This is a genomic window from Streptomyces sp. a15 (assembly GCF_059026085.1).
Map to the genome: position 1 here is coordinate 220,572 of NZ_JBWLKM010000004.1, position 26,884 is coordinate 247,455.

The following is a 26,884-nucleotide window of genomic DNA, read 5'->3' on the forward strand; positions in this document are numbered from 1 at the left end:
AATCCGCCCCATCGCGGCAGGTGTCGCCAGGTACGCGCGCGTGGCGGCCGTTTCCGCGTTTTCTGGACACCCGGCGTCCCCTGTCCGACAATCACGAACGTGACGTCGTCCTTCGAGTTCAACACGTACCCCGCGCGGCTGTCCGACGCGGAGCGCGACAAGGCGCTGCAGGTGCTCCGTGACGGCGTCGCGATGGGCCGGCTCTCGCACGACACGTTCGTGCGGCGGATGGAACTGGCGCTCCTGGCCCGCCGCTCCGACGAGCTCGCGGTGCTCACTGCCGACCTGCCCACGGAGAACCGTCTCTCGCGCCTGGTGTTCGGCACCGTCGAGGCGGTCTCCGGCTTCACCGTACGGCTGCGCAGGGCCTGGCAGGCCGAGCGGCTGCCCAAGCTGCTGCTGCCGCACCCCGGCGCCGGCCACGCCCTGCGTATCGGCCGCGACCCCGCCAACGGGCTGCGGCTGACCCACGAGACGGTGTCCCGGGTGCACGCCGAACTCAGCCGCCAGGGCGGCATGTGGGTGCTGCGCGACCTCGGCTCGACCAACGGCACGACGGTGAACGGGCGGCGGGTCATCGGCGCGGCCGTCGTCCGCGAGGGCGACCAGGTCGGGTTCGGACGCATGGCCTTCCGGCTCGCGACCGACTGAGTCCGCCGAGTCCGCGGAGTCCGCGGAGTCCGCGGAGTCCGTCGAGTTCACTGAGTCAACGCTTAGCTCTGGCCCATGGTTGACGCACTGCTGTGCCTCAAGTCCCTTTGCTCTTCATGGTGTTGACGTACCCGTCAAGTCGTGACTGACTGTGCGTACACCATGCACATCAGGTGAACCGACGGCACCACATGTGGAGGTGTGCCCTGCCGCCACTCCTCCGCTACCCGACCGTCGACGAGCTCGGCGCCCGGGCGGCTGCCCTCGTCGCCCGCCACCCCGAGGACGCCCGACTGCGCCGGGCGGGCACCTCCCGCGCGGGTACCCCCATGTGGCTCCTCTCCGTCGGTCACGGCAGCCGCCAGGCCCTCGTCGTGGCGGGACCGCACGCCAACGAGCCCGTGGGCGGCGCCACCGTCCTCAGGCTGGCCGAGCGGGCCCTCGCCGACCCCAGCCTCACCGCGGGCGCCGACGCCACCTGGAACCTGCTGCTCTGCCTCGACCCCGACGGCCTGCGCCGCAACGAACGCTGGCTGAGCGGTCCGTACACCCTCGGCCACTACTTCCGGAACTTCTTCCGCCCCGGCTTCCTGGAACAGCCCGAATGGCTGCCCGACGGCGCGGCCGACGCGGTACTGCCCGAGACCCGGGCCCTGCTCGACCTCCAGGACGAACTGCGGCCCTTCTTCCAGTGCTCGCTGCACGGCGTGGACGTCGGCGGCGGCTTCGTCGAGCTCACCCGCGACCTGCCCGGCCTCGCGCAGCGCGTCGCGCACACCGCGGCCCGCCTCGGCATACCGCGCGAACTCGGCCCGTACGACACCCTGTACTGGCCGAATCTCGGTCCCGCCGTCTACCGAATACCCCCGCCCAGGCCGACCGACCTGGCCGCCGCGATCACCGAGGCCGCCGTCGAGTCCACCTGGTTCCACCCGCACCGGCACGGCACGGTGACCGCCGTCGTCGAGGCGCCGATGTGGGGCGTGGCCGCCGTGGAGGACGGCACACCGCCCGCCGACGCCGCCGCGGTGCTGCGCACCGTCAGCCACACCCTGCGCCACGACACACACCTCCTGGAGCGGATCCTCGCCCGGATCCGGCCCCACCTCGCCGCCAACCCCGACGCGGCCCGCCTGCTCGCCCCGGTCGAGGACTATTTACTGGTCTGCCCGGGCCTCGCCGACGCGTGGGACCCCGACATCGCAGCGGGCGAGCGCCCGCTGCCGCCCCTCAGCACCGCCCACCTGACCGCCCTGCGCATCGCCGGACGACGCCTCGCCCTGCGGACGGCGGGGCTGCTGCACCAGCTCGTGACCCGCTCCGGCACCGACCCGGCGGGCGCCCTGCCGGAGCTGGACCGGCTGGTCGACGGGTGGTGTGCCGACTACCGCGACGGCTGCGGGGCGCGCTGGATCCCGGTCGCGCGCCAGGTGGAGTACCAGTCGCGGGTCGTACTCGCCGCGTTCGAGCTCGCCGGTCGGCACGCGCCCGCCCGCTCCCGTTCGGGTGAGTCGGGGTGGGGTTCCGAGCCCGCCGTGCCGATGCATCGGGAATGACGTACACGACCACGACGACAGCGGTACGGGGCGGCCTGCTCGCGGCGGCCGCCCTCCTCCTCGCCACCGCCGCCCCGGCGCAGGCGACCTCCCAGGAGTCCGCCCGGGGCGACTGGCTCTTCGTCACCCTCACCACGGGCGACACCCGCTCCAGCGACACCCGCGGCACCCTGCTGCTGTGCGACCCGCCCCAGGGCCACGGGCGCGCCGCCGAGGCCTGCGCACAACTCGAGACGGCCGGCGGCGACATCGGTGCCGTCCCGACCCGGGAGGTGTACTGCCCGATGATCTACGCGCCGGTGACCGCCCACGCGCGCGGAGAGTGGCGAGGGCGGCCTGTCGAGTACAAGGAGACCTTCTCCAACATGTGCGTCCTGGGGGCACGGACGGGGGCGGTCTTCGCGCTGGACGGCTGACGCCGCACGGGGTGAGGCGCTGCACGCAGAGCGTGGCGGCGCACCCCGTACGGCCGCTCCTCACGCGCGCGTGGCCACGGATCCCGTACGGCTGCTCACGCCGTCAGGTCGCGTGCGTACAGCGCCGCCGCGACGACCGTGCGGGACTGGTGCTCGACCTGGTGCTCCAAGGGCACCCAGCGGGCCCGGAAGCGTTCCGCGAAGGCGTGGCTCCAGGTCGCGACGAGCCTCTCAAGACGTGGTGCCGCAGGGTCGTCGGTCTCCTGGAGCACCCGCAGCAGCATGGCCGCCGCCCGCAGCGGCACCCGGCGCGCGAAGGCGTCCACACTGCCGACGTACGCCCTGGTGTTGTCGGCGGGCGGGGTGTGGATCCAGTCCGCGGCCAGCCCCGGCACCAGCTCGAGCCCCCACTTGGCCGCCCTCGTCAGGGGCCCGTCGTCCCCCTGCAGACGGGGCAGCGCGTCGGCGAGCGCCTCTTCCACCGCCCGCGAGTCCCGCAGCAGCCGGCCCGCCAGCTGCCGCAGCGCCGCGCCCGGTGCCGGATGCGGCGCCGGGTCGTCCACCAGGTCGCTCGCCCACATCGGCACCTCGACGACCGCGGTCAGACCGCCGTACCGGTGGGCGTGGTACCAGGTGCTGTGCCGTGCGTCGTCCGGCATGCTCGGGTACGCCGCACCCGCGCCCGGCGACGGCATGACGTGCACGCCGGGTCCGGTGGCGGGCCAGCCCGCGGCGTCCGAGGCGCCCGTCTCCACCGGGATGTTCAGCTCCGCCGCGGACTTGGCGAACGGCTCGGCGAGACCCGGCACGTTCTTCGTCAACTGCACCCAGCTGCCGCCCAGGTCGGTCCCGTGCAGAGTCACCTGGAGGTAGGGGCGCAGTTCGTCGATGACGCCGGTCAGGGCGCGCGTCTCGGGCGGCAGCCGGTCGGGCGGCAGCACGGAGGGAGACCACTCCGGCTGCTCCGGTCCAGCGGGCCGGAAGAACCCGAGGTGGTAGTCGAACAGGCTGCGGGGCGCCGGGGTGACATGCAGGCTCGCCCCGTCGGGATCGGCGCACAGCAGGAAGTGCCAGGACGTGTCGGTGCGTAACTCCCCTTCGTACAGCACCCGTTCGGCGACCGCGAGGAGCGTGGCGCCGCCGGTCGGCTCGTTGGAGTGGGCCCCCGCGACCACCAGCACGGCACGGCGGGCATGGCCCACGGACAGCAGGTGCAGGGGCCTGCCCGCCCGGGAGGCGCCCACCTGTCTCAGCGCGCACACGCCGGGCCGGTGGGCGGCCAACGCCCGTGCGGACGCGACCAGTTCGGTCACCGTGGGGTAACGCAGCTCCGGCAGGAGACTCACCCCCGTCACATCCGCCCGGCTTCGCCATCGCAGTACCCCACGCTCCCGTTGACGTGTCAAGGACGGCAAGGGGGAGGCTCCAGGGGGCGCCCAGATGCATTTACCGGCAGCAAGTAGAGCCGTGCGTGACGGCGGGGTCGCGAGCGCCCGGTCCGCCGTGCCAGCGGGCCCGGACCCACCCCTGCCGCGGCCCACACCCGGCCGGAACCGGGCACCCCGCACCGACCGCCGTGCGTCCACGCGCGTATACGCCGTCGCCGAGCCCCTCGGCGGCCGGCGCCCCGCCAATCGCCACTACTCGCCACCACACGCCGTCCCTCCGACACGAGCCCCGGGAGCGCGCGCGGGCGCACGCCGGTCGCGAGGACAGGGCCGCAGTGTGGGGCGAGTGACGCACGCCCCCTCCGTCGGCCCCTCTCGCCCAACTCAGCCCACCCGCTCCAGCAACGCCACCGGCAGCCCCTCGAAAAGCTCCGCCACGCGCGCGTGCCCCGTGAACTCCCGTTCCGGAGCCAGGACGTCCGCCCACCGGCCCGGCGGCAGCGGCAGCAGGGTGTCCCGCCAGCCGCCCGCCTCCGCCAGCCGCAGCGACAACCGGGTCACCGCCGTGAGGACCGCTCCGGAGCGCGTGAACGCCACGCAGTGGGCCGCCGCCGGGCCCTCGGCGGCCAGGGGCGCGTAGCTCGCCGAGTCGCCGAAGACGTCGGGGCGGCGGGCGCGCAGGCCCAGTGCCGCCCGCGTCAGCGCCTCCTTGGCGCCGGGATGCTCCGGGGGGAATGGCACGGGCCGGCGGTTGTCCGGGTCGACCAGGGCGCGGTACTCGCTCTCCGTGCCCTGGTAGAGGTCCGGCACCCCCGGCATCGTCAGATGGACCAGGGCCGTGCCGAGCAGGTTGGCGCGGATGCGGGGCTCCAGCCGGCTCCGGAAGGCGGTCACCTGCTCCCCCGGTGCCCCGCACGGCCCCGCCGCGACGAACGCCGCCACCGCCTCCTCGTACGCGGGCTCCTGCTCCGTCCAGCTCGTGTACAGGCCGGCCTCGCGCACATGCTTGAGCAGGGCCTCCTGGACGCGTTCGGCGTCCGCCCGCCCCAGTCCGAACACCGTCTGCCAGGCCGCCCACGCGAGCTGTGCGTCCGGCACGCCCTCGCCGGTGCGTGTGACCTCGGCCAGGACGTCGGCCCAGCGCTGCGGACACTCGGTGAGCACCGCCAGGGCCGCCCGTACGTCGGCGCTGCGCTTGGTGTCGTGGGTCGACACCACCGTCCCGGAGACCGGCCAGTCGCGCTGCACGCGCGCGCAGTAGGCGTGGAAGTCCTCCGGGGAGACGGCGGGCCTGCCCGGGTTCCCGCCCACCTCGGTCGCCGACAGCAGCGGCACATAGCGGTAGAACGCCGTGTCCTCCACGGACTTGGCGCGCAGCGCCGACGAGGTCTGCGCGAACCGGGCCTGGAACTCCACGAACGCGGGCCCGTCGCCGTACCGCCCGAGCACCAGGTCGCGCACGACGTCGACCGCGCCGGCCTCCTCGGGGACGACGAAGGCGAGCCGGGCCTCGGCCGCGGCCTCCTCGGTGACGATCCGGGCCGCGTCCCCGGAGGCGTACGGCCGGTAGACCTCCAGGCGGACGAGGAGCTCCTGGAGCGCGGTGCGCAGCGCCCAGGGCGCGCGGTCGCGCAGCGCCGGCTCCGGCGACAGGGCGCACAGGCGGCTCGCCACCCGGGTCAGCCGGTCGGTCTCCGTCGCCAGCTCGTGCGTGAGCACCTTGTACGCCGCCCGCCGCACGGTCGCCTCCCAGTCCCCGCCCCGGTCCGTCTGCGGGGCCGCGAACCGCCGGTACTGGCCGAGGAGTTCCCCGGCCCCCGCCGGATCCGCGAAGAGGCCGTCGACGTGCCGCAGGGCGTCGTAGCCGGTGGTGCCCGCGACGGGCCAGGAGGCCGGCAGCGGCTCCCCGTCCGAGAGGATCTTCTCCACGACCGTCCAGCGGCCGCCGGTCGCCTCGTGCAGCCGCAGCAGATAGGCGTCGGGGTCGGCGAGGCCGTCGGGGTGGTCGATGCGCAGGCCCTCGATCACGCCCTCGTGGAGCAGCGCCAGGATCTTGGCGTGGGTGGCCTCGAACACCTCCGGGTCCTCGACCCGGACCCCGATGAGCTCCGAGATGCTGAAGAAACGCCGGTAGTTGAGCTCCGTACGCGCCAGCCGCCACCACACCGGCCGGTACCACTGCGCGTCCAGCAGCTGCGGCAGCGGCAGTTCCTCGGTGCCCTCGCGCAGCGGGAACACGTGGTCGTAGTAGCGCAGCAGCTTCCCGTCGACCTCCAGGTGCTCGATCTCCGAGCCGAGCGGGTGCCCGAGCACCGGCAGCAGCACCTGGCCGCCCTGCGCCTCCCAGTCGATGTCGAACCAGCGCGCGTACGACGACTTGGGGCCCTCCCGGAGAACCTCCCACAGGGCGCGGTTGTGCCGCGGGGCCATGGCCATGTGGTTGGGCACGATGTCCACGACCAGGCCGAGCCCGTGCTCCCGCGCGGTGCGCGCCAGCGCCCGCAGCCCCTCCTCGCCGCCGAGTTCCTCGCGCACGCGCGCGTGGTCCACGACGTCGTAGCCGTGCGCCGAGCCCGGGACGGCCTCCAGGACGGGCGACAGGTGCAGATGCGAGACGCCGAGCGAGGCCAGGTACGGCACGGCCGCCGCCGCGGCCGCGAACGGGAACTCGGGCTGCAGCTGCAGCCGGTAGGTGGCCGTCGGCACCGCCGGGTCAGATCGCTCAGGTGTCATGCAGACCTACGTACCCGCCCGGCCGCCTTTCGTGTCATCGACACTCCGTGTGCGCACGCGCGCGTGCCCGACAACAGGCACGCGCGCGTGACGCCCTCCTAGACCGGCCGCTGCAACACGACCATGCTCCGGTCCACCAGCGTCAGCCGGTCCCCGGCCTGCACCTTCGCCACCGTGCCCGGCGGCACCCCGTCCGTGCGGGCGGTGTCGACCAGGACCTGCCACTGCCGGCCGTGGTTGACCGGCACCACGAACTCCAGGGTCTTCGGCGAGGCGTTGAACATCAGCAGGAACGAGTCGTCGGTGATCCGCTCCCCGCGCGCGCCCGGCTCGGAGATCGCGTTGCCGTTCAGGAACACCGTCAGCGCGGACGCCTGCGAGCGGTCCCAGTCCCGCTGGGTCATCTCCTTGCCCTCGGGAGTGAACCAGGCGATGTCCGACAGCTCGTCGTGCGTGCCCTCCACGGGCCGGCCGTGGAAGAAGCGCCGCCGGCGGAAGACCGGATGCTCCTTGCGCAGCCGCACGATCGCGCGCGTGAAGTCCAGCAGCTCACGGTCGGGCCCGTCGGCCTCCGGCCACCGCACCCAGGCCAGCTCGCTGTCCTGGCAGTAGGCGTTGTTGTTGCCGCGCTGGGTGCGCGCGACCTCGTCGCCGTGGCTGATCATCGGGACGCCCTGGGAGAGCATCAGCGTGGCGATGAAGTTCCGCATCTGCCTCGACCGCAGCTCCAGCACGGCCGGGTCGTCGGTCTCACCCTCGGCCCCGCAGTTCCAGGACCGGTTGTGGCTCTCGCCGTCCCGGTTGTCCTCGCCGTTGGCGTGGTTGCGTTTCTCGTTGTACGAGACCAGGTCGTGCAGGGTGAAGCCGTCGTGGCAGGTCACGAAGTTGATCGAGGCGAGCGGGCGCCGCCCGTCGTCCTGGTACAGGTCGGACGAGCCGGTCAGCCGGGACGCGAACTCCGCCAGCGTGCGCGGCTCGCCGCGCCACAGGTCCCGTACGGTGTCGCGGTACTTGCCGTTCCACTCGGTCCACAGCGGCGGGAAGTTGCCCACCTGGTAGCCGCCCTCGCCGACGTCCCAGGGCTCGGCGATCAGCTTCACCTGGGAGACCACCGGGTCCTGCTGCACCAGGTCGAAGAACGACGACAGCCGGTCCACCTCGTGGAACTGCCGGGCCAGGGTGGCCGCGAGGTCGAAGCGGAACCCGTCGACGTGCATCTCGGTGACCCAGTACCGCAGCGAGTCCATGATCAGCTGCAGGACGTGCGGGGACCGCATGAGCAGCGAGTTCCCGGTACCCGTGGTGTCCATGTAGTAGCGGGGATCGTCCGCCAGGCGGTAGTACTGCGGGTTGTCGAGGCCCTTGAAGGACAGCGTCGGGCCCAGATGGTTGCCCTCGGCGGTGTGGTTGTAGACCACGTCCAGGATGACCTCGATACCGGCCTCGTGCAGCGCCCGCACCGCCGACTTGAACTCCAGGACCTGCTGGCCGCGGTCGCCCCAGGAGGCGTACGCGTTGTGCGGGGCGAAGAAGCCGATGGTGTTGTAGCCCCAGTAGTTGTTCAGCCCCATGTCGACCAGCCGGTGGTCGTTCACGAACTGGTGGACGGGCATCAGCTCCAGCGCCGTGACGCCCAGCTCGGTGAGGTGCTCGATGATCGCCGGGTGCGCGAGCGCGGCATAGGTGCCGCGAAGCTCCTCCGGGAGCCCCGGATGCCGCATCGTGAGGCCCTTGACGTGCGCCTCGTAGATCACCGTGTGGTGGTACTCGGTGCGCGGCCGCCGGTCGTCGCCCCAGTCGAAGTACGGGTTGACCACGACCGACGCCATCATGTGCGGCGCCGAGTCCAGATCGTTGCGCCGGTCGGGCGCGTCGAAGTGGTAGCCGTACACCTCCTCGCCCCAGTGGATCGAACCGCTGATCGCGCGCGCGTACGGGTCGAGCAGCAGCTTCGCCGAGTTGCAGCGCAGACCGCGCTCGGGGGCGTACGGGCCGTGCGCCCGGAAGCCGTACCGCTGTCCCGGCATGACGCCGGGCAGATACGCGTGCCGTACGAACGCGTCGCTCTCCCGCAGTTCCACCGCCGTCTCCGAGCCGTCGTCGTGCAGCAGACACAGCTCTACTCGGTCCGCGGCCTCCGAGAAGACCGCGAAGTTGGTGCCGGCGCCGTCGTACGTGGCGCCGAGCGGATACGCCTCTCCAGGCCAGACCTGCATGGATACGACTCTTCCAGGTGTCCCGCGCCGCTGGGGGCGCCTTGGCCCCGAGTGTCCACGAAAGTGATGGAACCACCTATGACTTGGGTCCCTCTTACCGGGCGACCAGTGCATACCCCGTCACACGTGGCCGGTATGCCGAACCAGTGGGGCAAATTCATACTCCCGGGATCGTGGGGGAGCAGGGGGAAGACGTGCGCGACACAGTGCGCCGCCATCTCGGCAAGGTGGTGGCCGGTACGGCCATCGCGGTGGCCTCGACCGCCGTGATGGTCGGCATCACGCTACCGGGGTCGGCGGGGGCCGACGACACGGACGGCGGACGGGCGGACAGCCGGTCCGCGCAGGAGACAGGACAGGGCCAGGGCCAGGAGCAGGGCGCGGCCGTGGCGCCCGGTGTCGTCGAGCAGGCCCCGGCCGAGGGCGACAAGGGGCAGGGCAGCGACCCGCTGACCGACGACGAGATCGCGCGGGTCGAGCGGATCGCGGTGAACCAGCAGTTGTTCAACGCCACCGAGGACGTCGAGGGCGAGCGCGGCCCGCAGCGCCTCACCGTCGACGTCGCCGAACCGGAAGCGGACGAGGCCGACGCCACCGACGCGCCCCGGCGCGCCGACGTGACGTTCTACGACTACCGGGACGACACCCTCGTCACCAAGACGGTCGACCTCGACTCCGGGAAGGTCGTGGGGACCAGCGAGCAGCGGGGGGTCCAGCCGCCGCCGAGCCGTGCCGAGACCATCGAGGCGGCGAGGCTCCTGATCGCCGACCCGCTGGGCGCGGGCCTCAAGGCGGACTACAAGGACGCCACCGGCCGGGAACTCACCTCCCCGGACCAGCTGCGGCTGAGCGGCGGCGTCTACCGGGCCGCGCCGGGTGCCCAGTCCGCCGCACTGGACAAGTGCGGCGAGCACCGCTGCGTGCGGCTGTTCCCGAAGGTCAAGAACGGGCCGTGGATCGACACCAGGTCCCTGGTGATCGACCTGAGCGCCCGCAAGGTCGCCGAGCTCGACCGCTGAGCCGGCCTTCTTCCGGCTTTCTGCCGACGTGCCTCCGGCCTTCGTCCGGCTTTCGTCCACCTTTCGAACCTGCACCTCCTGCGAGGGAGTCACTTCTTCATGCGTGTGAACACCATCAGCCGTGCCCGCAAGCGGCCCGCCGCCCTCGGCCTCGCCGTGGCCGCGCTGGCCGCCGGTCTGACGACCGGCACGGGACCGGCCGCCGCCCAGCCGAGAGCCGCCGCGGCGGCGGCCGCCGACTGCAGCGCCGCCTACCGCATCGAGCAGAAGCTCTCCACCGGCACGACCTGGCGGATGTGCTGGCGCTACGACGGCATGGCCGGCCTCGTCCTGGACGACGTCTCCTACCAGCCCAAGGGCGAGACCAAGCCGATCAAGGTCCTCAACAGCGCCCGGCTCGGCCAGATCCACGTCCCGTACGACGACGGGAAGGAGGAGTACGACGACCTGACGGGCCAGGACTTCGCCAAGGACCTGATGCCACTGGCGCCGGCCGAGTGCCCCGGCGGCACCATCAAGACCGTCAAGATCCCGGACCAATACCCGGGTGAGAACCCGAACGTCAAGGGCCTGTGCACCACCACGCGCTCCCGCGGCCACGCCTACCGCATGCAGAGCGACACCGGGAACAAGGTCTACCAGGCCCAGGGCAAGGACCTGCTCGTCTACACGGTCAACCAGGTCGGCTGGTACGAGTACATGACCGAGTGGCGCTTCCAGGACGACGGCACGATCAACATGAACGTCGGCGCGACCGGCAGCCTCTCCCCGTTCGACTACGACGCGGGCGACGGGCGCGGCTGGCCCATCGGCAAGGGTGCCAAGGGCAAGGCCACCAGCCACAGCCACAACGCCTTCTGGCGGCTCGACTTCGCCCTCGACGGCTCCACCAAGAACCGGGTCGAGCAGTACGACTCGGCCGTCACCACCCGCGGCCGGCTGACCCCGACCACCAAGACCACCCGCACCAAGGTCACCAAGGAACGCGCCGGCGACGCCAAGGCCTACCGCTGGTGGCGCATGGTCAGCGCGACCGGCAAGAACAAGGACGGGCACGCGCGCTCGTACGAGATCGTCCCCGGCCCCACCACCCGCTACCCGGGCCGCAGTTTCACCCAGCACGACGTCTACTTCACCCAGTACAACAAGTGCGAGCTGTTCGCCAGCAACAACCCGCGCTGCGCCCGGACCCATCCCAAGTCCGTCGACAAGTGGGTGAACGGACAGACCCTCACCCACCCCGTGGCCTGGGTGAACGTCGGCTTCCACCACATAGCCCGGGACGAGGACCAGCAGCCCATGCCGGTCCACTGGCAGGGCTTCTCCATCGCCCCGCGTGACGTCACCGCTATGAATCCGCTCACTCCGCCCGCCCTCGCCGGTGAGAACGGACGTCCGGCGAACGGTAGTTGAGAAACGACCTGTCCATCCGGCTGCACCGCCCACCGCTCCCGGAGTACCCTTCCTTGATCGTTGAGACGGGTAGTGCTCGGGGGAGCGGAAGGCGGTGCGCGGGTGGGCTCGGGAGGGCGGGAGCTGCCCCCTGGTGACGAGGGTCACGAGGGGCACTCCACAGACGTCCCGCCCGGCACGGTGTCCCTGGCCCGGCCGATGGATGTAGGTGCCATCGGGCCGGAGCTGGACTGGGACGCCGACGCCTGGCGCGAGGTCCGTACGCGCGCCCAGCGGGCCGGACGGGCCTACATCTGGCTGAACCTCGTCGAACAGCGGCTGCGCGCGGTCGTGGCCGCCGTTCTGCGCCCGATCTACGAACCCGTCCACGGCGACGACTGGGTGGTCGCCGCCGCCGGTCCCGCCGGGCAGGAGTGGGTCCAGCGCGCGGTCGCCGTGCGCGAAGTCAGCCGCCGCAAGGGCTACTTGCTCGACCCGGCGGACGACAACGTCCTCAGCTTCCTCACCCTGCCCCAGCTGCGTGAGCTGATGGTGCAGCACTGGCCGTGCTTCGAGCCCTACTTCGACGAGCGCCGGGACGTCGAACTCGCTCTGGACGAGCTGGAGGTCACCCGCAACGTCGTCTCGCGCAACCGGGCCCTGTCCGAGGCCGTCCTGGGCCAGGCCGAGCGGGCCTCGTCCCGGCTGCTGGAGATCCTCGGCACGGCCGGCGACGTGCCCTCCGCGCGCCGACTGCGCGTCGACGCGGTCGAGGACCTCGTGGGCGACCGGTACGGGGACGTGGTCGCCGTGCACTCCGACCGGGTGCGGCTGATGCGCCAGTTCCCCGCCGAGGACATCTTCGGCGGCGCCCGCCGGCTCGACGCCGTCGGCATCGGCCTCAACCTGCTCGTGCAGAACTTCTCCGGCCGCCGCCTGGTCCGCCTGGCCGAGTCCGGCTGCCGGGTACGGCTGCTGTTCCTGAACCCGGCCTCCAGCGCGGTCAAGCGGCGCGAGCGTGAACTCGGCATCAAACGGGGCGAGATGAGCCGCGCGGTCGAGATGAACATCCTGCACATGCGCCGGGTGCGCTCCAAGCTGCGCGACCCCGGGGCCTTCGAGATCCAGGTCTACGACGAGACGCCCCGCTTCACGGCATACCTCGTCGACGGCGACGGCTCGGACGGCATCGCCGTGGTGCAGTCCTATCTGAGGCGCTCGCGGGGCATGGAGGCACCGGTCCTGGTCCTGCGCGGCGGGAGCAAGCTGGTCAAGTCGGACGAGGTCGACGACGAGGCCGGTCTCTTCCCCACCTACCGCGAGGAGTTCGAGGTGGCCTGGGCGGATTCGCGCCCGGTGTCCTGAACTGTCCCCCCGCGCACGTCCGTAAGCGGAATGCGGTCCTCGGATTGTCAGTGGCACATGGGATCGTGGAGACCACTGGGGGAAAGCACCACCACGAAGGGGGACCACCCATGGGTTGGCACCGGGAGCTGCTGATCGGCTTCGACCTGGAGACGACCGGGACCGATCCGCGCGAGGCGCGCATCGTCACGGCTGCCGTGATCGAGGTCAAGGACGGGCAGCCCGTCGGGCGCCGGGAATGGCTGGCGGATCCGGGCGTGGAGATCCCGGCGGACGCGGTGGCGGTGCACGGCATCAGCAACGAGCGCGCGGCCACCGAGGGCCGCCCGGCCGACCAGGTCGCGGACGCGATCGCCGAGGTCCTCGTGGCGTACTGGAAGACGGGCGTGCCGGTCGTCGCCTACAACGCGGCCTTCGACCTGACCCTGCTCGCCGCGGAACTGCGCAGGTACGACCTGCCGTCCCTGCGTGACCGCCTGGGCGGCGTCGATCCCGCCCCGGTCGTCGACCCGTACACGATCGACCGATGGGCCGACCGCTACCGCCGCGGCAAGCGCAACCTCGAAGCGGTCTGCACGGAGTACGGCGTCCCGCTCGACGACGCCCACGACGCCTCGGCGGACGCCCTCGCCGCGGCCCGGCTGGCCGGCGCGATAGCCGGCCGCCACACCAAGATCGCCGCCCTCGGCCCGGCGGAACTGCACCGCCGCCAGATCGAGTGGTACGCCGAGTGGGCGGCGGACTTCCAGAGCTTCCTGCGCCGCAAGGGCGAGACGAGCGCGCTGGTGGACGGCACCTGGCCACTGCGGGAACCGGCGGACGAGCCGGTCTGATGCCGGGCGTCACTTCGCGGCTTCGGAAGCGGGGTGTCCGCGCAGCGCGCAGACCTTGTCGGTGGGGCCCTCGGGCTCGTGGTCGATGAGGCGGTAGTCGACGCGGGGAGGTGTCGAGCAGGGAGATCAGACGGTCGTAGGTGTCGTGGCTGGCGGTGAGGTCGGCCATGGGGTGTCGTCTTCGGTGGGTTGGACTTCGGTCTTGTGCAGGGGAGGCAGGCCGGGCAGGTCGGCGGCCCGGTGGGCGCGTTCCACCGCCTGCCCCCAGTAGGTACCGGCGACCATCAGGGCCGCGCCGAGGCCGGTGAGCGGGGTGAGGTGCTCGCCGCCGAGGGCGATGCCCACCGCCGCGGCCCAGATCGGCTCGGTCCCCAGCAGCAGGCTGGCCCGGCTGGCGGAGGTGCGCTGCACGGCCCAGGTCTGGGCGAGGAAGGCGAACACGCTGCAGAACAGGGCGAGATAGAGGAGCTGCGTCCAGGTGGCGGCGTCGGTGCGGGCCAGGGTCGGCAGCTCCCGGGCGGCCGGTGCCAGGAAGAGGGCCGAGCCGACGAGGGTCTGCACCGTCGTCAGGTGCAGGGGGCGTATCGCCCGGCCCGCGGTGAGCCGGCCGACGAGTGCCACGTGGGCGGCCCGGACGAACGCCGCGGCCAGCATCAGCAGGTCGCCGAGGCGAGGCGCGTGGAAGCCGTTGCCGGACATGAGGAGTCCGACGGCCAGGACGCACACGCCGGCGGCGGCGTAGAAGGCGGGAGGCAGGCCCCCGGGGTGACCGGTGCGGTCGAGGAAGGGGGTGAGGACGATGGTCAGGCTGATGATCAGCCCCGCGTTGGCGGCGGTGGTGTGGGCGACGCCGTACGTCTCCACGACCAGGACGGCGGCCTGCGTGACGCCCAGGGGCACACCGACCCGGAGCTCGTCGCGGGTCCAGCGTCGGGAGCCGCGTCGGGAGCCGTGCCGTGACCCCGCGCGGACAGCCACGAGGCCGAGACAGGCGAGAGCGGAGAGGGCGTACCGGGCGAAGAGGACGACCAGGACGGGGAGGGCGGCGGTGGCGGTCTGGGCGGACAGATAACTGGAGCCCCAGACGAGCGCGACCAGGAGGAGTACCGCATCGGTACGGCGGGCGTCGGACACCCGCCTACCGTGCACCGGCGAGGTCACTGAAGCCCAGAGCCACCTTCTAAAACGATCTTTTAGCGATCCTACAGAGTCCTTCTACCTCTGATCTTGCGCGGTGCTCCGTCGTTTAGGACTCTGCTGGTAAAAGCGTGATTCGGGCTGTCAGGCCGCGAGCATGAGGGCTTCGAGGCGGGAGGTGCGGGTGCCGCCGAGTGGGGTGCCTGCCAGCCACCGGTCAATGCGGATGATGTTGATCGCGGTGGCGGCGAAGACGTGGCCGAGGCGAGTTGCGGACAGGTTGCGGTAGCGGGTGCGGCGGATTCCGGTGACGCGTACCGCCTGGGAGATCGTGCCTTCAACCCCGGCGCGGATCGCATAGCGGTCCTTCCACTCGTCGGTGTCCTGGGCCCGGCGGACGGCTTCGAGGGCTTCGTATCGCTCGCGCGGCAGGAAGGTCAGGCCTCTGCCCCGGCGGCCGGATGGGGGCTTGGTGCACTGCGTCTGTTTTGGGCAGGGGCCGCAGTGCCCGGCGGAGAAGAACACCTTGATCACCGGGGTTCCGTTGCGGTGGTGCTTCTGTTCCCACCACTCGAAACTGCGTTGTCCGCCTGGGCAGTTGGCGGATTTCGTGTCCCAGTTGATGATGAAGTCAGACCGTGAAAATCCCTGGTTCTGCCGACTTTGGAGACTGCTGTCGTGCGGGGCGGGGCCGAGCAGTTCGATGTTGTGGTTCCTGGGTGCGGAGACGAACAGTGCGGCGGTGGTGTATCCGGCGTCGACGACATGCACGTCCGGCAGCAACGCGCGGTCGGCGAGGGTCTGGTGGACGGGCTCGGTCATCTCGGTGTCGGCCACGACGGCGTCGGTGGTGGCCACCTGTGTGATCACGTGAGGTGCGTCCGGTTCGCAGGTCTCGGTCAGGTGTGTCTTGTAGCCGGTCCAGCCTGAGCCGCGCTTGATTCCGTAGCGGGCGTCGGTGTCATAGGGCGAGCACAACCGGTGATGAACCGACGGGAGGTCCTTGCCCTCCCGCCAGCGCACCCCCTTCTCGTCGCGGTGATACTGCTGGATCCAGGCTCGTCGCAGCACCTGCACCGCGTCGATCTCGCGCAGCCAGCCAGGGGCCGCGGGAGCGTGGACCGCTTCCAGCAGGAAGAATCCGTCCCGTCCGACCTGCCCGGCCCATTCCTCCCGGACCTCTTCGCCCTTGGGGAAGCGGTAGTCATCCACGCGCGGCCCGTAGCGTTCTGCCCACTCGGCTGTGACCAGGCCGGACAGCCACGTGGGGGCCGCGACCGCCAGCGCCTCCAGCGCGGCGCGCAGCGTCTCGCCGACGAACTCCATCCGGTTCAGTGTCCGCACCGCCGCCAGGACATGCGTCGAGTCGGTCCGCTGCCGGCCGCCGGCCCGCACCAGCCCCAGCCCACGGAGCCGGTCCAGCACCAGCTCCAGCGTCCTGTGCTCGAGTCCGTGCTCGATCAGACGGGTACGGAACGTGCTCAGCACGGAATGGTCGAACCCGGGGTCGTCCAACTCCAGGCCGAGCAGGAACTTCCAGTCCATGCGGGCCCGCACCTGGTCAGCGGCCTGCCGGTCAGTCAGCCCCTCCGCGTACTGCAGCACCGACACCAGCGCCAGCGCCCCGGGCGACACGGCAGGGCGGCCCCGGGCGGGAAATGCCCCGGCGAACGCTTCGTCCTCAAAGGTGAAGCGCATCCTTGGCCCGGAGGCGCGAAGCGCCGGAGTTCTCTGCGTCTTGGGGGTGACGGTCAGGTGGGTCGCTTCTGGTTCTCGATGTACTGGCGGACGACGGTCAGCGGTGCTCCGCCGCAGCTTCCGGCGAAGTAGGAGCCGGACCAGAAGTGTCCACCCCACAGGTAGCGGCGGATGTGTGCGTCGTACTCCTTGCGCAGGAGCCGGGCGGAGACGCCCTTGAGGCTGTTGACCAGCTTGGAGAGCTGGACCTTGGGCGGGTAGTGCACGAGCAGGTGCACATGGTCCTGCTCGCCGTTGAACTGCTTCAGCTCGGCTTCGAAGTCCGTGCAGACCTCCCGCATGATCTCTTCGCAGCGCGTCAGTATCTCGTCGGTCATGGCGTTGCGCCGGTACTTAGTGACAAAAACCAAGTGGACATGAAGGTTGTGGACGACGTGACGACCACGCCTGACATCAGGATTCGGCTTCCATCGCGGTGACATAAACCTATGCTAGGCTATCGATCATGGGTAGCGAACTCATGCGGGAGAAGCGGCAGTTCGGGCACCGTGCCCGACTGGCGCTGAGCCCTGCGCAGGTTCGGCTCATGGATGACCAGGCCCATGCCGCTCGCACGACGTGGAACCTGGTGCACGATCTGTGGACGATGACGCCGAAGTGCCAGCGGTCCCTGTCCCGCCTGGACCAGGCGATACGCCAGGCCCACAAAGAGATCGAATGGCTCGGTGTCCTGCCCGCGCAGGCCGCGCAAGCGGTCCTCAAGACCTATTTCCAGGCGTGGAAAAACTGCTGGGACGGGCGGGCCGGGGAACCCAGCTTCAAGGCCCGCATCCGCACCGTGATGTCCGTGGACATCCCGCAGGGACGGGACTTGCAGATCAATCGGGTGCACCGCCGGTGGGGCGTGGTCAACATCCCCAAGATCGGCCGCGTCCGCTTCCGTTGGACCAAGGATCTCCCGGTCGGCAAGGCCGCGAACAAGGACAACCGGATCACCGGGGCCAGGCTCGTCAAGGACGCGCTCGGCTGGCATATCGCCTTCCGTGTCCAGACCCTCGAACCGGCCCCCGAGCCACACACCGGCCTTGAGGTCGGCATCGACGCCGGGGTGAACCTGCCCCTCGCCCTGTCGGACGGCAACCACCAGGACCACGGCCGTCCGCCCCGCCTGCCGGACGGCACAGCCGACCGGGACAAGTGGCTGAACCCGGGTGAGAAGGCCAAGCTGCTTCGCCTGGAGCAGCGGGCCGCGCACCGCAAGAGCTTCCGCAAGCCGAAAGAGCGCAGCTCGAACCGGCTGCGGAACACCTACGACCAGATCAAGCAGCTCCGCGCAACAGCCACGCGCCGCGCCGCTGACTGGCAGCACAAGACCACCACGAACCTCGCCCGTACGTATGGCACGGTCGTGGTGGAACAGCTCAACATCACGAACATGGTCAAGTCCGCCAGGGGAACCATCGACGAGCCGGGGAAGAACGTCGCTCAGAAGTCCGGTCTGAACCGCTCCATCAGCCAAGAAGCATGGGGCCGCACCGTGACACTGCTGACGTACAAGGCCGGCCGATACGGCGGCACCCTGGTCAAGGTTCCCGCTCCGAACACCTCCCGCAGGTCTTCCGCGTGCGGCTTCATCACGCCCAAAAGCCGGGAGGACCAGGCCACGTTCGTATGCAAGAACCCGGACTGCGGATGGTCGGGCAACGCCGACCACAACGCGGCCCGGAACATCTTGCACCTGTACCGGATCGGCCACACCGTGGTTATCCCGGCTGCTGGGAGAGCAGTCGTCAGGCGCACTCGTGGCGTCAAGCCCGCTGCTGCAAAGTAAGCGGGAATCTCCCTCCTGAGCTTGCGAAAGGGGGAGAGCACTTCAAACTGAGGGGGTGGACGAACGGCAGTTGCGGATCCTGCGGGAGCTGGGCGAACTGGGCAGCGTCACCGCGGTCGCCGAGGCGCTGCTGGTGACACCGTCGGCGATCTCGCAGCAGCTGCGGCTGTTGCAGCGCTCGATCCCCGTACCGCTGACCGAGCGCGAAGGGCGGCGGCTGGTGCTCACGGACGCCGGGCAGGCGCTGGCGGGCGCGGCGATCGAGGTGGAGACGGCACTCGCGCGCGCCCGGCACACGGTCGAGGAGTTCGTGGGGCGGCCGGACGGCGAGGTGTCGGTGGCGGCGTTCCACAGCGCGGGCGCCGCGTTCTTCCCGGTGTTGCTGCGCGCGTTCGCAGGCCCGGGCCATCCGGTGCTCGCGCTCGCCGACGAGGACGTCGCGCAGGACGACTTCCCCCGGCTGACCCGGGAGTACGACGTGGTGCTGGCCCACCGTCTGGAGCACGCCCCGCCGTGGCCGCGCGCGGTGACCGTGACGACGCTGCTCCGGGAGCCGCTGGACGTGGCCATGCCCGCCGACCATTCGCTCGCCGCCAAGCGGCGGGTGACCCCGGGTGACGTGGCCGACGAGCCGTGGATCGCCGTGCACGAGGGCTTCCCGGTCAGGGCGACCATCGAGGCGATCGCCGCGGCGGCGGGGCGAAGGCTCCACCTGGCCCACACCATCAACGAGTTCTCGGTGGCGGCGGAGGCGGTGGCCGCGGGCGGAGGCCTGGCCCTGATGCCCCGCTGGACCTCCCGCCGACACCCGGCCCTGGTCCTGCGGCCGCTCAGCGGTGTGCAAGCCCGACGCCATATCGACGCCCTGTACCGCCCCGAGCGCACGGCCAGAAAGGCGGTCCGCACAGTCCTGACGGAACTAGGCCGAGCAGCACGAACGATCCAGGAACAGGTGACCGCGTAAAGGGGCGCGGGGAACACGCGGCGGTTTCCAGGGACAGTCACGGTGGCCGCACCCGCCCCGCCAAACCGCGCCCCCACCTCCGGCTCGGCACTTCGACGTACCGATGAGTCACCACGCACAGTGGCAACAGCGCCACGAAGAACGCCACTTCGAGCACGAGACTGTCCTGCCGCCGTCGCCCGACCGTGCTGTCGATCACCGCCAGCAGTACCGGATGGACCAGATAGACCGAGTAACTGATCGTTCCCAGCCCGGTCAGCAGACGCGGAACGCGTCGGCGACGGCACGCCAGCCCGGCGCCGAAGGTGAGCACGGCCAGCAGGAATGCCACGATCCAGCCGCGCCGTGTGAAGTGGTCACCGTCGCCGTACCGGTACGCGCTCCCCACGGCACAGGCGACCACCACGACGGCGGTGCCTGCCGCGTACCGCCAGGTGGTCCGACCGTTCTCGGCACGGTGGACCGCGGTGCCGAGGAACATCACGGCGAGGATCACCAGACCCTCCCACAGCGGGACCGTGCCGTTGCACGCGACCAGGACGAGCCCGAGCAGCCCGCCCACCACACCCCCGCACACCTGGAGCACCCGCGATCCGGCGCTCGCGCAGCAGATGGCGACCATCATGGCGATCGAGGCGAACGTGATCAGCGGACCGGTACCGACCATGCCCGACAGGGCGGAGGCCGGCCGCACGACCCCGGCCGCCACACTCACGGCGGCGAGCACGGTCAGGACGGCGGCGGTCGCCGCGGACCGCTGGTGCAGCCGGACCGTGAAGAGGGCGACGACCAGCAGATAGAAGGCCATCTCGTACGAGAGCGTCCACAGGACGAGCAGGAGATTGGGTGTGCCAAGGAGCTCCTGGAGCATGGTGGCGTGGGCGACAGTCACCGTGGCGGCGCTCTGTCCACCGAAGTCCCGCAGCTCCGCGACGCCCAGGAGATTGAGGGCGAGGAGCACCGTGACGACAGCCGCCCACAGCGGGTAGACCCGGAAGATCCGTCCGATCCAGAACGTCCGGACGCAGCCCCGGCGTTCCAGCGACGCGGGGATGATGTAGCCGCTCACCAGGAAGAACACCATGATGCCGTAGCGGCTGGTGTTGAACTGCGGCATCACCTCCCGTCGGAAGTCCGCCATGAAGGTGTACGACGAGTGGTCGAAGACCACGACGAGTGCCGCGAGGCCGCGCAAGGCGTCCAGCCATCCCAGTCGCGACGGACCGGCCGTCGTGACAGCGAGACGTAATCGTGCGATTGCAGAAAGTGATGACTTCGGGGCGGCGGAAACGAAGGGTAAGGGCTCCATGTGACTAGTCGTCCGGCAGGACGATCTTCGTCGGGACGCAGGGCTCGGCCTCGGCCCTGGTCTTGTAGATCTCGACCGCGCGCGGTCGGGAAACACCCCGGGTGTTCTCGAAGGCCAGCACGTTGCCCGGACGCAGCGCGACGTCCCAGCCGGCCTTGAAGGGGACGATGGGAACACGGTTGCCCTGCTTGTCGATCCCCACGAGAGGGGTGACCTTGCTGCGCTCGCAGACGTAGCCGGGTGCGAGTACGTCGACGGTCACGTGAATGCCCCAGTGGCGCACCTTCCCCGCGAGCTCGCGTTGGGCCTCGGTGCTGATGCTCTGGTCCTTGACGGTGACCATGACGCTGCCGTCGCCGCGGGGCTCCACCGCGAATGCCGTGGAGTCGGCCGGCGACCCGGGCACGGTCACCGTGGCGAGCCAGGCCGCCGCACAGGCCGCCGCGACCACGGCGATCCGGCGCGGGGCGAACAGGGGGCGCACGGGAGCCTTCGGCTCGCGCTGCCCGATCTCCTTCTTCAGCTCGTCCAGCAGCCGGTCCTCGAACGTCGTCCGCGTGCTCATGCTTCCCCCCTCGCGACGTACAGCAGCGATGTGTCCGGCGCCTCCGTTCCCGGAGAACCTGCCTGTACGGCCGCGGGGTTCGGCTCCGCGGTCCCGGAGTCCGTCTCCTCCCGCAGCGCCTTGCGGGCCCGGTGCAGCCGGACCCGGGCCGTGACCTGGCGGATGCCCAGCGCGGCCGCGGCCTCGGTGACCGTGAGCTGGTCCACCGCGATCAGTTCCATGACGGCCCGCTCGCCCTCGGGAAGCCGCGCGAGCGCGGCCAGGACGTGCCGCCCGGGGCTCTCCGCGTCGAGCTTGTCCTCGATACGGGCGATGTCGTCGGGCTCCAGCAACCGCCGCCCGGAGATGCGCAGATCGCGTTCGGTCTCCCTCGCGACCCGGCGGCGCTCCGACGAGACGACGTTGCGCGCTATGCCGTACAGCCAGGCGGTCTCGCTGCCGAGGCGCGGCCGGTAGGAGTGGGCCGAGTCGAGGACGGCGAGGAAGATCTCGGCCGTCAGGTCGGCCGCCGTGTGGGGGTCGTCCACGCGCCGGGCCACGAAGCGCATCACCGCGTCCACATGGCGCCGGTAGAACTCCTCGAAGAGCCGCGGGTCACGTACCGCCGCGGCGGGCCCACCCCGTAACCGTTCCGCGTCATCCACAGATGTCCCCTTCTCGTCGGCGGCTCCCTGCCTTCACTTGTTCTTGGGGCGGGACGCGAAAAGCGTTACAGAGGAGCCCGGGGACCTAGACCATCCGTCCGTGGCGCTCAGTTCAGAAGGGATACCACCGCACCGTCTCGTCCCCGTCCCGCAGCGAAGCCACCCGCCGCTCGAACTCCTCCCGCGCCTTCGGATTGCTCGGCGCATGCTGGGCCACCCACGCACAGCTCGCCGTCTCCCGAGCACCCCGCAGCACCGAGCACCCCTCCCACTCCCGCACATCCCAGCCGTACACCTCGGTGAAGGACTCGTACGCTTCGGTCGGCAGGCCGTAGCGGTCGTGGGACAGCGCCATGACCACCAGGTCGTGCTCCCGGAGATCCCCGGAGAACGTCTCCAGGTCCACCAGCACCGGCCCGTCCGGCCCGACATGGACGTTACGGGGGAGCGCGTCACCATGGATCGGCCCCGGTCGCAGATGCGGCACCAGCGCAGCCGCCGCCGTGGCGAATCCGTCGCGCCGCTCACGCAGATACGCCGCGTCGGCCGGGTCGATCGCGTCGCCCGCGAGGCGCAGCCAGCGTTCCACGCCGTCCAGCAGTTCGCGGGGCGGCAGGGTGAAGCCGGGGGAGGGCAGGGCGTGGACGGACCGGAGCAATTCGGCCAAATCCCGGGGTTCGGCGGGCCGTACGGGGTCGGACAGCCGGTGCCACACGGTCACCGGGTGTCCCTCGACCAGGAGCGCCGTGGGCTCGGCGGCCCGTACCGCGGGCACGCCCGCCTCCTCGAGCCACGCCGCGATGTCCAGTTCGCGGCGCGCACGGTCGAGGAGTTCGGCGTCCCGGCCCACCTTCACGGCCAGGTCACCGGCGGCGAACACCGCGTTCTCGCCGAGGGCGAGCAGCTGTGCGTCCCGCGCCGGGCCGGGCAGCACATCCGCCGCGGCCAGCACCTCCCGCGCCCGTGCCTCGTCCATCCGTCCGCCTCCCTGTCCGTCTTCGACCGCATGCTCCCGCACCCGGCGTCGCGATCCGGCCATCCTCCGGCCAGTCTCGCATTCGCACAGGTAGGACCGTGTGCGCGCTGCCTTGACGGTGCATACCGCCTTCACGACCATGACGGAGGCCCACCGGGCCCAGGGCCTGTCCGACAGATTCCCGTCGTGAGCCGCGCGAAGGAGCCGATCACGTGACCTTGGTGACCGCGACGAAGCGGTCGGCGCCGGGGGCGCCACGCGCCGACGGGGTCCGGCGGCCGCCGGACCACGGGGCCTGGTTCCTGGTGCTGCCCGCGCTGATCCCGATCCTGGTGCTGAGCGTCGGACCGCTGCTCTACGGGATCCTGCTGGCCTTCACCGACGCGCAGTCGGGCCGTACTCAGCCCACGCAGTGGATCGGCGGTCTCAACTTCCGGGACCTGCTGCACGACACGCTGTTCTGGGAGTCGTTCCGGATCGGCCTGGTCTGGGCGGTGGGGGTGACGGTCCCGCAGTTCCTGCTCGCGCTCGGCCTCGCCCTTCTCCTCAACCAGGAGCTGAGGCTGCGCTGGCTGGCCCGCGCCCTCGCGATCATCCCGTGGGCCATGCCGGAGGTCGTGGTCGGCGTGATGTGGCGGCTCGTCTACAACCCGGACGCGGGCGTCCTCAACGAGACCCTGCGCGACCTGGGCCTCGGCGACGGCCGGGACTGGCTCAGCGGCCTCGGCACCGCCCTGCCCGCGGTGATCGTCGTCGGCGTCTGGGCCGGCATGCCGCAGACGACCGTCGCGCTGCTCGCCGGTCTGCAGAACACCCCGCGCGAGCTCCACGAGGCGGCCGCGATGGACGGCGCGGGCGCCTGGCGCCGCTTCCGGACGGTCACCTGGCCGGCCCTGAGGCCGGTCGCGCTCGCGATCACCGCTCTCAACTTCATCTGGAACTTCAACTCCTTCGCCCTGGTGTACGTCCTCACCAGCGGCGGCCCCGGCGGCCGCACCCGCCTGCCCATGCTCTTCGCCTACGAAGAGGCCTTCCGCTACGGCCAGTTCGGCTACGCGGCGGCGATGGGCTGCGTGATGGTCGCCGTGATCTCGGTGCTCCTCGCCCTCTTCCTGGTGGGCCGGCTCAGGGGAGGTGACGACACATGAGGACCAGCACCGGCGGCCGGGTCGGCCAGTACGTCGCCCTGCTCGCCTATCTCGTCTTCCTCGCCTTCCCCTTCCTCTGGCTGGTCTCCACGGCCTTCAAGTCGCCGCGCGAGTTGGGCAGTCTGCACCCCTCCTGGATCCCCGAGGACCCCACCCTCGACAACTTCCGGCAGGCCTTCGACGAACAGCCGCTGCTGCGCGCCGCGGGCAACTCCCTCCTCGCCGCGCTCGGCGCCGCCCTGGTCGCCGTACTGATCGCGACCCCGCTGGCCTACGTCATGGCCCGCCGCCGCACCCGCCTCGCGAAGGCCGCGACGGGCTGGGTCGTGGTCAGCCAGGCCTTCCCGCTCGTGCTGGTGATCATCCCGTTGTTCCTGGTGCTGAAGAACCTGGGGATGATCAACTCCCTGGCGGGACTGGTCCTGGTGTACGTCGTGTGGGCGCTGCCGTTCGCGCTGTGGATGCTCGTCGGATACGTCCGTGCCGTGCCCGCCGAGTTGGAGGAGGCGGCGGCGGTCGACGGGGCCGGGCGGGTGCGGACGCTGGTGTCGGTGACCGCGCCGCTGCTCGCGCCGGGGATCGTGGCGACGGGGCTGTTCGCCTTCATCACCGCGTGGAACGAGTTCTTCTTCGCGCTGGTGCTGCTGAAGACACCCGAGAAACAGACCCTGCCGGTCGTCCTCACCCACTTCATCGGCGCGGAGGGCGTCGCCGACCTCGGCCCGCTGGCCGCCGCCGCCTTCCTCGCCACCCTTCCCTCACTCGTGGTCTTCGCGATCATCCAACGGCGGATCACGGGCGGCATGCTCGCCGGGGCGGTGAAGAGCTGATGCGCATCAAACTCGCAGGTGTCCTCGCCCTGGCCCTGCTGCTGGCAGGCTGCACCGGCGGCGGCAGTACGTCCTCGGACGGTCGTGTCACCCTCCGTTTCCAGTCCCTCGCCTGGCAGCAGGAGTCGATCGAGGTCAACCAGGAACTGGTGAAGGAGTGGAACGCGGCCCATCCCGACGTCAAGGTCGAGTACGTCCAGGGCAGTTGGGACAGCGTCCACGACCAGCTCCTCACCTCCTTCGAGGGCGGCGAGGCACCCGACATCATCCACGACGCCTCCGACGACCTCGCGGACTTCGCGTACGGCGGCTATCTCGCCGATCTGACCGACCTGCTGCCCGAGCGTCTCAAGTCGGACATCCCGCAGCGCAGTTGGGACACGGCGACCTTCGGCGACGGCGTCTACGGCGTGCCCTTCCTCCAGGAGCCGCGCGTGCTCATCGCCAACGCGAAGTGGCTGAAGGAGTCCGGCGTCCGGATTCCGACGCCCGAACAGCCGTGGAGCTGGGCGGAGTTCCGGCGGATCACCGAGCAGCTCAGCGGGGACGGCACGTACGGCGTGGCCTGGCCGCTCAAGGAGCCCGTCTCCGCGACCCTCAACCTGTCGCTGTCGGCGGGCGGACAGCTCTTCCACCGGGATTCGGACGGCAAGGTGACGATCCGGTTCGAGCCGGCGGACCACACCGTGCCACGCACCATCCACGACCAGGCGAACACCGACCACAGCGCCTCGCCCACCACCCTGGGCAGCGGCGGCTCGGACACCCTGCCCGGCTTCTTCGGCGGCAAGTACGCGATGGTCCCGCTCGGGTTCTCCTACCGCCAGCAGATCGTCCAGCAGGCACCGAAGGGCTTCGACTGGCAGGTACTGCCCGCCCCGGCCGGTGCCGACGGACTCACCCAGGGCGTCAGCCCGCAGACCCTGTCCGTCGCCGAGGACAGCCCGCACAAGAAGGAGGCCGTCGCGTTCCTCGACTTCCTGCTCCGGCCGCGGAACATGGTCCGGCTGGCCCTGGGCGACTGGATGCTGCCCACCGGCACCCAGGCCCTGAAGGACCCCGCCCTGCACACCGCGAAGGACGGCTGGGCCACCGGCACGGCCCTCGCGGCGCACCTGCGCCCGGCGCCCGCGCAGTCCGTGCGCGGCTACCCGGAGTGGAAGGACAAGGTCGCCACGCCCGCCTTCCAGGAGTACTACAGCGGCGCGATCGGGCTCGGCGAACTGCGCGAACGCCTGGAGGAGGACGGGAACCTGGTGCTGGCCCGGTACCAGCGCTGAGCCCCCCGCTCAGGGAACGGCGGGGCCGGTGACGTACCGCCCCTCGGCGTCGTACGGCCAGACGTTGGGCACGCAGCCGTGCATGCCCTTGATCTGCTGCATCATCGCGGGAGCAGGTTTGCCCGGGCCGGGACAGGTGACATGACCGTGCCCGAGGAAATGGCCGACCTCGTGGTTGATGATCAGAGCCCGGTAGGACGTCACGTCCTTGGCGTAGACGGGCGTTGCCAGTTCCCACCGCTTGAGGTTGACCATCACGTTCTTGTCCACGCTGCAGTTGACCTCGCCGCCGGTGTCCAGCCCGTACTGACCGCAGATCGTGTCCACGGTCCCGGGTGTCGCGACGCGTACGACGAAGTCGGTGCTGCCGCCCGACACCCGCTGGAACGCCGAGCGGCCGTCCGCCGTCCAGCCGCGCCGGTCGGCCAGGATGCCCTCCACCTGTTCGGCGACCGCCGCGGCGGACAGCTTCAGGCCGTCCTCGACCTCGACCCGGTAGCGCAGGGCCGTCCCCTTCCCCACCTTGGCGCTCCCGCCGGGAGCGGTCGTGAAGGTGCCCGGTCCCGTGGCCGGGATGACCGGCTCGGAAGGGCCGGCGGAGGGACTCGACGGCCTGACGGACGGGCTCGCGGACGGGCTGATGGAAGGACTGGGCTGGGCGGGGCTGGACGTCGCGCGCCCGGTGGGCTCGTCCCGCGCGGCGGAGTCGCCCCCGGTCCCGGCCCCTCCCCGGTCCGCGGACGTCCATCCCACGGCCGCGAATCCGGTGGCTCCGAGGAGGGTCAGCGCGGCCAGTCCTCCCCACAGTGGTCCCTTCCGCCCGCGCGCGGAGGCGTGCGCGCGGCCGCTCCTACGGCGGCGGGTGCGGGACGGGGTTGCTCGGTACGCGGTCATGGTCGTTCAGGCTGTGACCGCGATGTGATGGGATCTGGC

23 protein-coding genes are annotated in these 26,884 nt (G+C 71.1%); 12 read left to right on the forward strand and 11 right to left on the reverse strand.

Going from position 1 to position 26,884, the window contains the following annotated elements; genetic code table 11:
• The first annotated feature begins 99 nt into the window (after positions 1-99).
• The 3 genes from AC5P09_RS06940 to AC5P09_RS06950 all read left to right on the forward strand — a co-directional run bounded on the left by AC5P09_RS06940 (position 100) and on the right by AC5P09_RS06950 (position 2,623).
• A complete protein-coding gene (locus AC5P09_RS06940) occupies positions 100-651 on the forward strand; it encodes an FHA domain-containing protein (RefSeq protein WP_493872940.1) in 552 nt (183 codons plus the stop codon).
• A gap of 191 nt (positions 652-842) precedes the next feature.
• On the forward strand, positions 843-2,207 hold the full coding sequence (locus AC5P09_RS06945) for a M14 family zinc carboxypeptidase (RefSeq protein ID WP_493873007.1): 1,365 nt from the start codon (positions 843-845) through the stop codon (positions 2,205-2,207).
• Positions 2,204-2,623 (forward strand): SSI family serine proteinase inhibitor, encoded by a 420-nt coding sequence (locus AC5P09_RS06950; protein WP_493872941.1) that lies wholly within the window; start codon positions 2,204-2,206, stop codon positions 2,621-2,623. Before AC5P09_RS06945 ends, AC5P09_RS06950 begins: the two co-directional genes overlap by 4 nt.
• A gap of 95 nt (positions 2,624-2,718) precedes the next feature.
• Here the strand turns inward: AC5P09_RS06950 and AC5P09_RS06955 are convergent, their stop codons facing one another.
• The 3 genes from AC5P09_RS06955 to glgX form a co-directional block, all read right to left on the reverse strand.
• Positions 2,719-3,969, reverse strand: coding sequence for a M14 family zinc carboxypeptidase (locus AC5P09_RS06955; RefSeq protein ID WP_493872942.1), 1,251 nt, complete (start codon positions 3,967-3,969; stop codon positions 2,719-2,721).
• A 426-nt stretch (positions 3,970-4,395) separates the two neighbouring features.
• Positions 4,396-6,744 carry a malto-oligosyltrehalose synthase gene (gene treY / locus AC5P09_RS06960; RefSeq protein ID WP_493872943.1) on the reverse strand — a complete coding sequence of 783 codons (2,349 nt, stop codon included), beginning with the start codon at positions 6,742-6,744 and terminating at the stop codon, positions 4,396-4,398.
• 98 nt (positions 6,745-6,842) lie between these two features.
• On the reverse strand, positions 6,843-8,960 hold the full coding sequence (gene glgX / locus AC5P09_RS06965; protein ID WP_493872944.1) for a glycogen debranching protein GlgX: 2,118 nt from the start codon (positions 8,958-8,960) through the stop codon (positions 6,843-6,845).
• Positions 8,961-9,154: 194 nt separating this feature from the next.
• On the opposite strand from glgX, the gene AC5P09_RS06970 reads away from it, so the two are divergent.
• The 4 genes from AC5P09_RS06970 to AC5P09_RS06985 all read left to right on the forward strand — a co-directional run bounded on the left by AC5P09_RS06970 (position 9,155) and on the right by AC5P09_RS06985 (position 13,569).
• Complete coding sequence (locus AC5P09_RS06970) at positions 9,155-9,979, forward strand: Tat pathway signal sequence domain protein (RefSeq protein ID WP_493872945.1); 825 nt, start codon at positions 9,155-9,157, stop codon at positions 9,977-9,979.
• A gap of 99 nt (positions 9,980-10,078) precedes the next feature.
• Positions 10,079-11,392 (forward strand): copper amine oxidase, encoded by a 1,314-nt coding sequence (locus AC5P09_RS06975; protein WP_493872946.1) that lies wholly within the window; start codon positions 10,079-10,081, stop codon positions 11,390-11,392.
• A gap of 102 nt (positions 11,393-11,494) precedes the next feature.
• Positions 11,495-12,736, forward strand: a complete 1,242-nt coding sequence (locus AC5P09_RS06980) for a DUF5919 domain-containing protein (RefSeq protein ID WP_493873008.1) — start codon at positions 11,495-11,497, stop codon at positions 12,734-12,736.
• A 110-nt stretch (positions 12,737-12,846) separates the two neighbouring features.
• Positions 12,847-13,569, forward strand: coding sequence for a 3'-5' exonuclease (locus AC5P09_RS06985; RefSeq protein ID WP_493872947.1), 723 nt, complete (start codon positions 12,847-12,849; stop codon positions 13,567-13,569).
• Positions 13,570-13,695: 126 nt separating this feature from the next.
• Here the strand turns inward: AC5P09_RS06985 and AC5P09_RS06990 are convergent, their stop codons facing one another.
• The 3 genes from AC5P09_RS06990 to tnpA form a co-directional block, all read right to left on the reverse strand.
• Positions 13,696-14,703 (reverse strand): DMT family transporter, encoded by a 1,008-nt coding sequence (locus AC5P09_RS06990; protein ID WP_493872948.1) that lies wholly within the window; start codon positions 14,701-14,703, stop codon positions 13,696-13,698.
• A gap of 147 nt (positions 14,704-14,850) precedes the next feature.
• A complete protein-coding gene (locus tag AC5P09_RS06995; RefSeq protein ID WP_493872949.1) occupies positions 14,851-16,404 on the reverse strand; it encodes an IS1182 family transposase in 1,554 nt (517 codons plus the stop codon).
• A 53-nt stretch (positions 16,405-16,457) separates the two neighbouring features.
• Positions 16,458-16,886: an IS200/IS605 family transposase gene (gene tnpA, locus AC5P09_RS07000; RefSeq protein WP_493872950.1), complete on the reverse strand. Its 429-nt coding sequence runs from the start codon at positions 16,884-16,886 to the stop codon at positions 16,458-16,460.
• A 23-nt stretch (positions 16,887-16,909) separates the two neighbouring features.
• On the opposite strand from tnpA, the gene AC5P09_RS07005 reads away from it, so the two are divergent.
• Positions 16,910-18,235, forward strand: coding sequence for an RNA-guided endonuclease InsQ/TnpB family protein (locus tag AC5P09_RS07005; protein WP_493872951.1), 1,326 nt, complete (start codon positions 16,910-16,912; stop codon positions 18,233-18,235).
• Positions 18,236-18,290: 55 nt separating this feature from the next.
• Entirely contained in the window at positions 18,291-19,199 is a 909-nt protein-coding gene (locus AC5P09_RS07010; RefSeq protein ID WP_493872952.1) for a LysR family transcriptional regulator, read from the forward strand.
• 37 nt (positions 19,200-19,236) lie between these two features.
• Here the strand turns inward: AC5P09_RS07010 and AC5P09_RS07015 are convergent, their stop codons facing one another.
• The 4 genes from AC5P09_RS07015 to AC5P09_RS07030 all read right to left on the reverse strand — a co-directional run bounded on the left by AC5P09_RS07015 (position 19,237) and on the right by AC5P09_RS07030 (position 22,693).
• Positions 19,237-20,412, reverse strand: a complete 1,176-nt coding sequence (locus tag AC5P09_RS07015) for an acyltransferase family protein (RefSeq protein WP_493873009.1) — start codon at positions 20,410-20,412, stop codon at positions 19,237-19,239.
• A gap of 100 nt (positions 20,413-20,512) precedes the next feature.
• Positions 20,513-21,073, reverse strand: coding sequence for a hypothetical protein (locus tag AC5P09_RS07020; protein WP_493872953.1), 561 nt, complete (start codon positions 21,071-21,073; stop codon positions 20,513-20,515).
• Entirely contained in the window at positions 21,070-21,717 is a 648-nt protein-coding gene (locus AC5P09_RS07025; RefSeq protein WP_493872954.1) for an RNA polymerase sigma factor, read from the reverse strand. The genes AC5P09_RS07020 and AC5P09_RS07025 overlap by 4 nt, the downstream gene beginning before the upstream one ends.
• Before the next feature lie 112 nt (positions 21,718-21,829).
• The gene (locus tag AC5P09_RS07030; protein ID WP_493872955.1) at positions 21,830-22,693 is read right to left on the reverse strand and encodes a phosphotransferase enzyme family protein; all 864 of its coding nucleotides are present in this window, start codon (positions 22,691-22,693) and stop codon (positions 21,830-21,832) included.
• A gap of 212 nt (positions 22,694-22,905) precedes the next feature.
• On the opposite strand from AC5P09_RS07030, the gene AC5P09_RS07035 reads away from it, so the two are divergent.
• Genes AC5P09_RS07035 through AC5P09_RS07045 form a run of 3 tightly spaced genes read left to right on the forward strand, consistent with a single transcriptional unit; the run spans position 22,906 to position 25,951 of the window.
• Complete coding sequence (locus tag AC5P09_RS07035) at positions 22,906-23,841, forward strand: carbohydrate ABC transporter permease (RefSeq protein WP_493872956.1); 936 nt, start codon at positions 22,906-22,908, stop codon at positions 23,839-23,841.
• Positions 23,838-24,671, forward strand: a complete 834-nt coding sequence (locus AC5P09_RS07040) for a carbohydrate ABC transporter permease (protein WP_493872957.1) — start codon at positions 23,838-23,840, stop codon at positions 24,669-24,671. The genes AC5P09_RS07035 and AC5P09_RS07040 overlap by 4 nt, the downstream gene beginning before the upstream one ends.
• Complete coding sequence (locus AC5P09_RS07045; protein WP_493872958.1) at positions 24,671-25,951, forward strand: ABC transporter substrate-binding protein; 1,281 nt, start codon at positions 24,671-24,673, stop codon at positions 25,949-25,951. The genes AC5P09_RS07040 and AC5P09_RS07045 overlap by 1 nt, the downstream gene beginning before the upstream one ends.
• A 9-nt stretch (positions 25,952-25,960) precedes the next feature.
• On the opposite strand, the gene AC5P09_RS07050 is transcribed toward AC5P09_RS07045, so the two are convergent.
• Positions 25,961-26,845 carry a DUF3152 domain-containing protein gene (locus tag AC5P09_RS07050; RefSeq protein WP_493872959.1) on the reverse strand — a complete coding sequence of 295 codons (885 nt, stop codon included), beginning with the start codon at positions 26,843-26,845 and terminating at the stop codon, positions 25,961-25,963.
• Between the last annotated feature and the right edge of the window lie 39 nt (positions 26,846-26,884).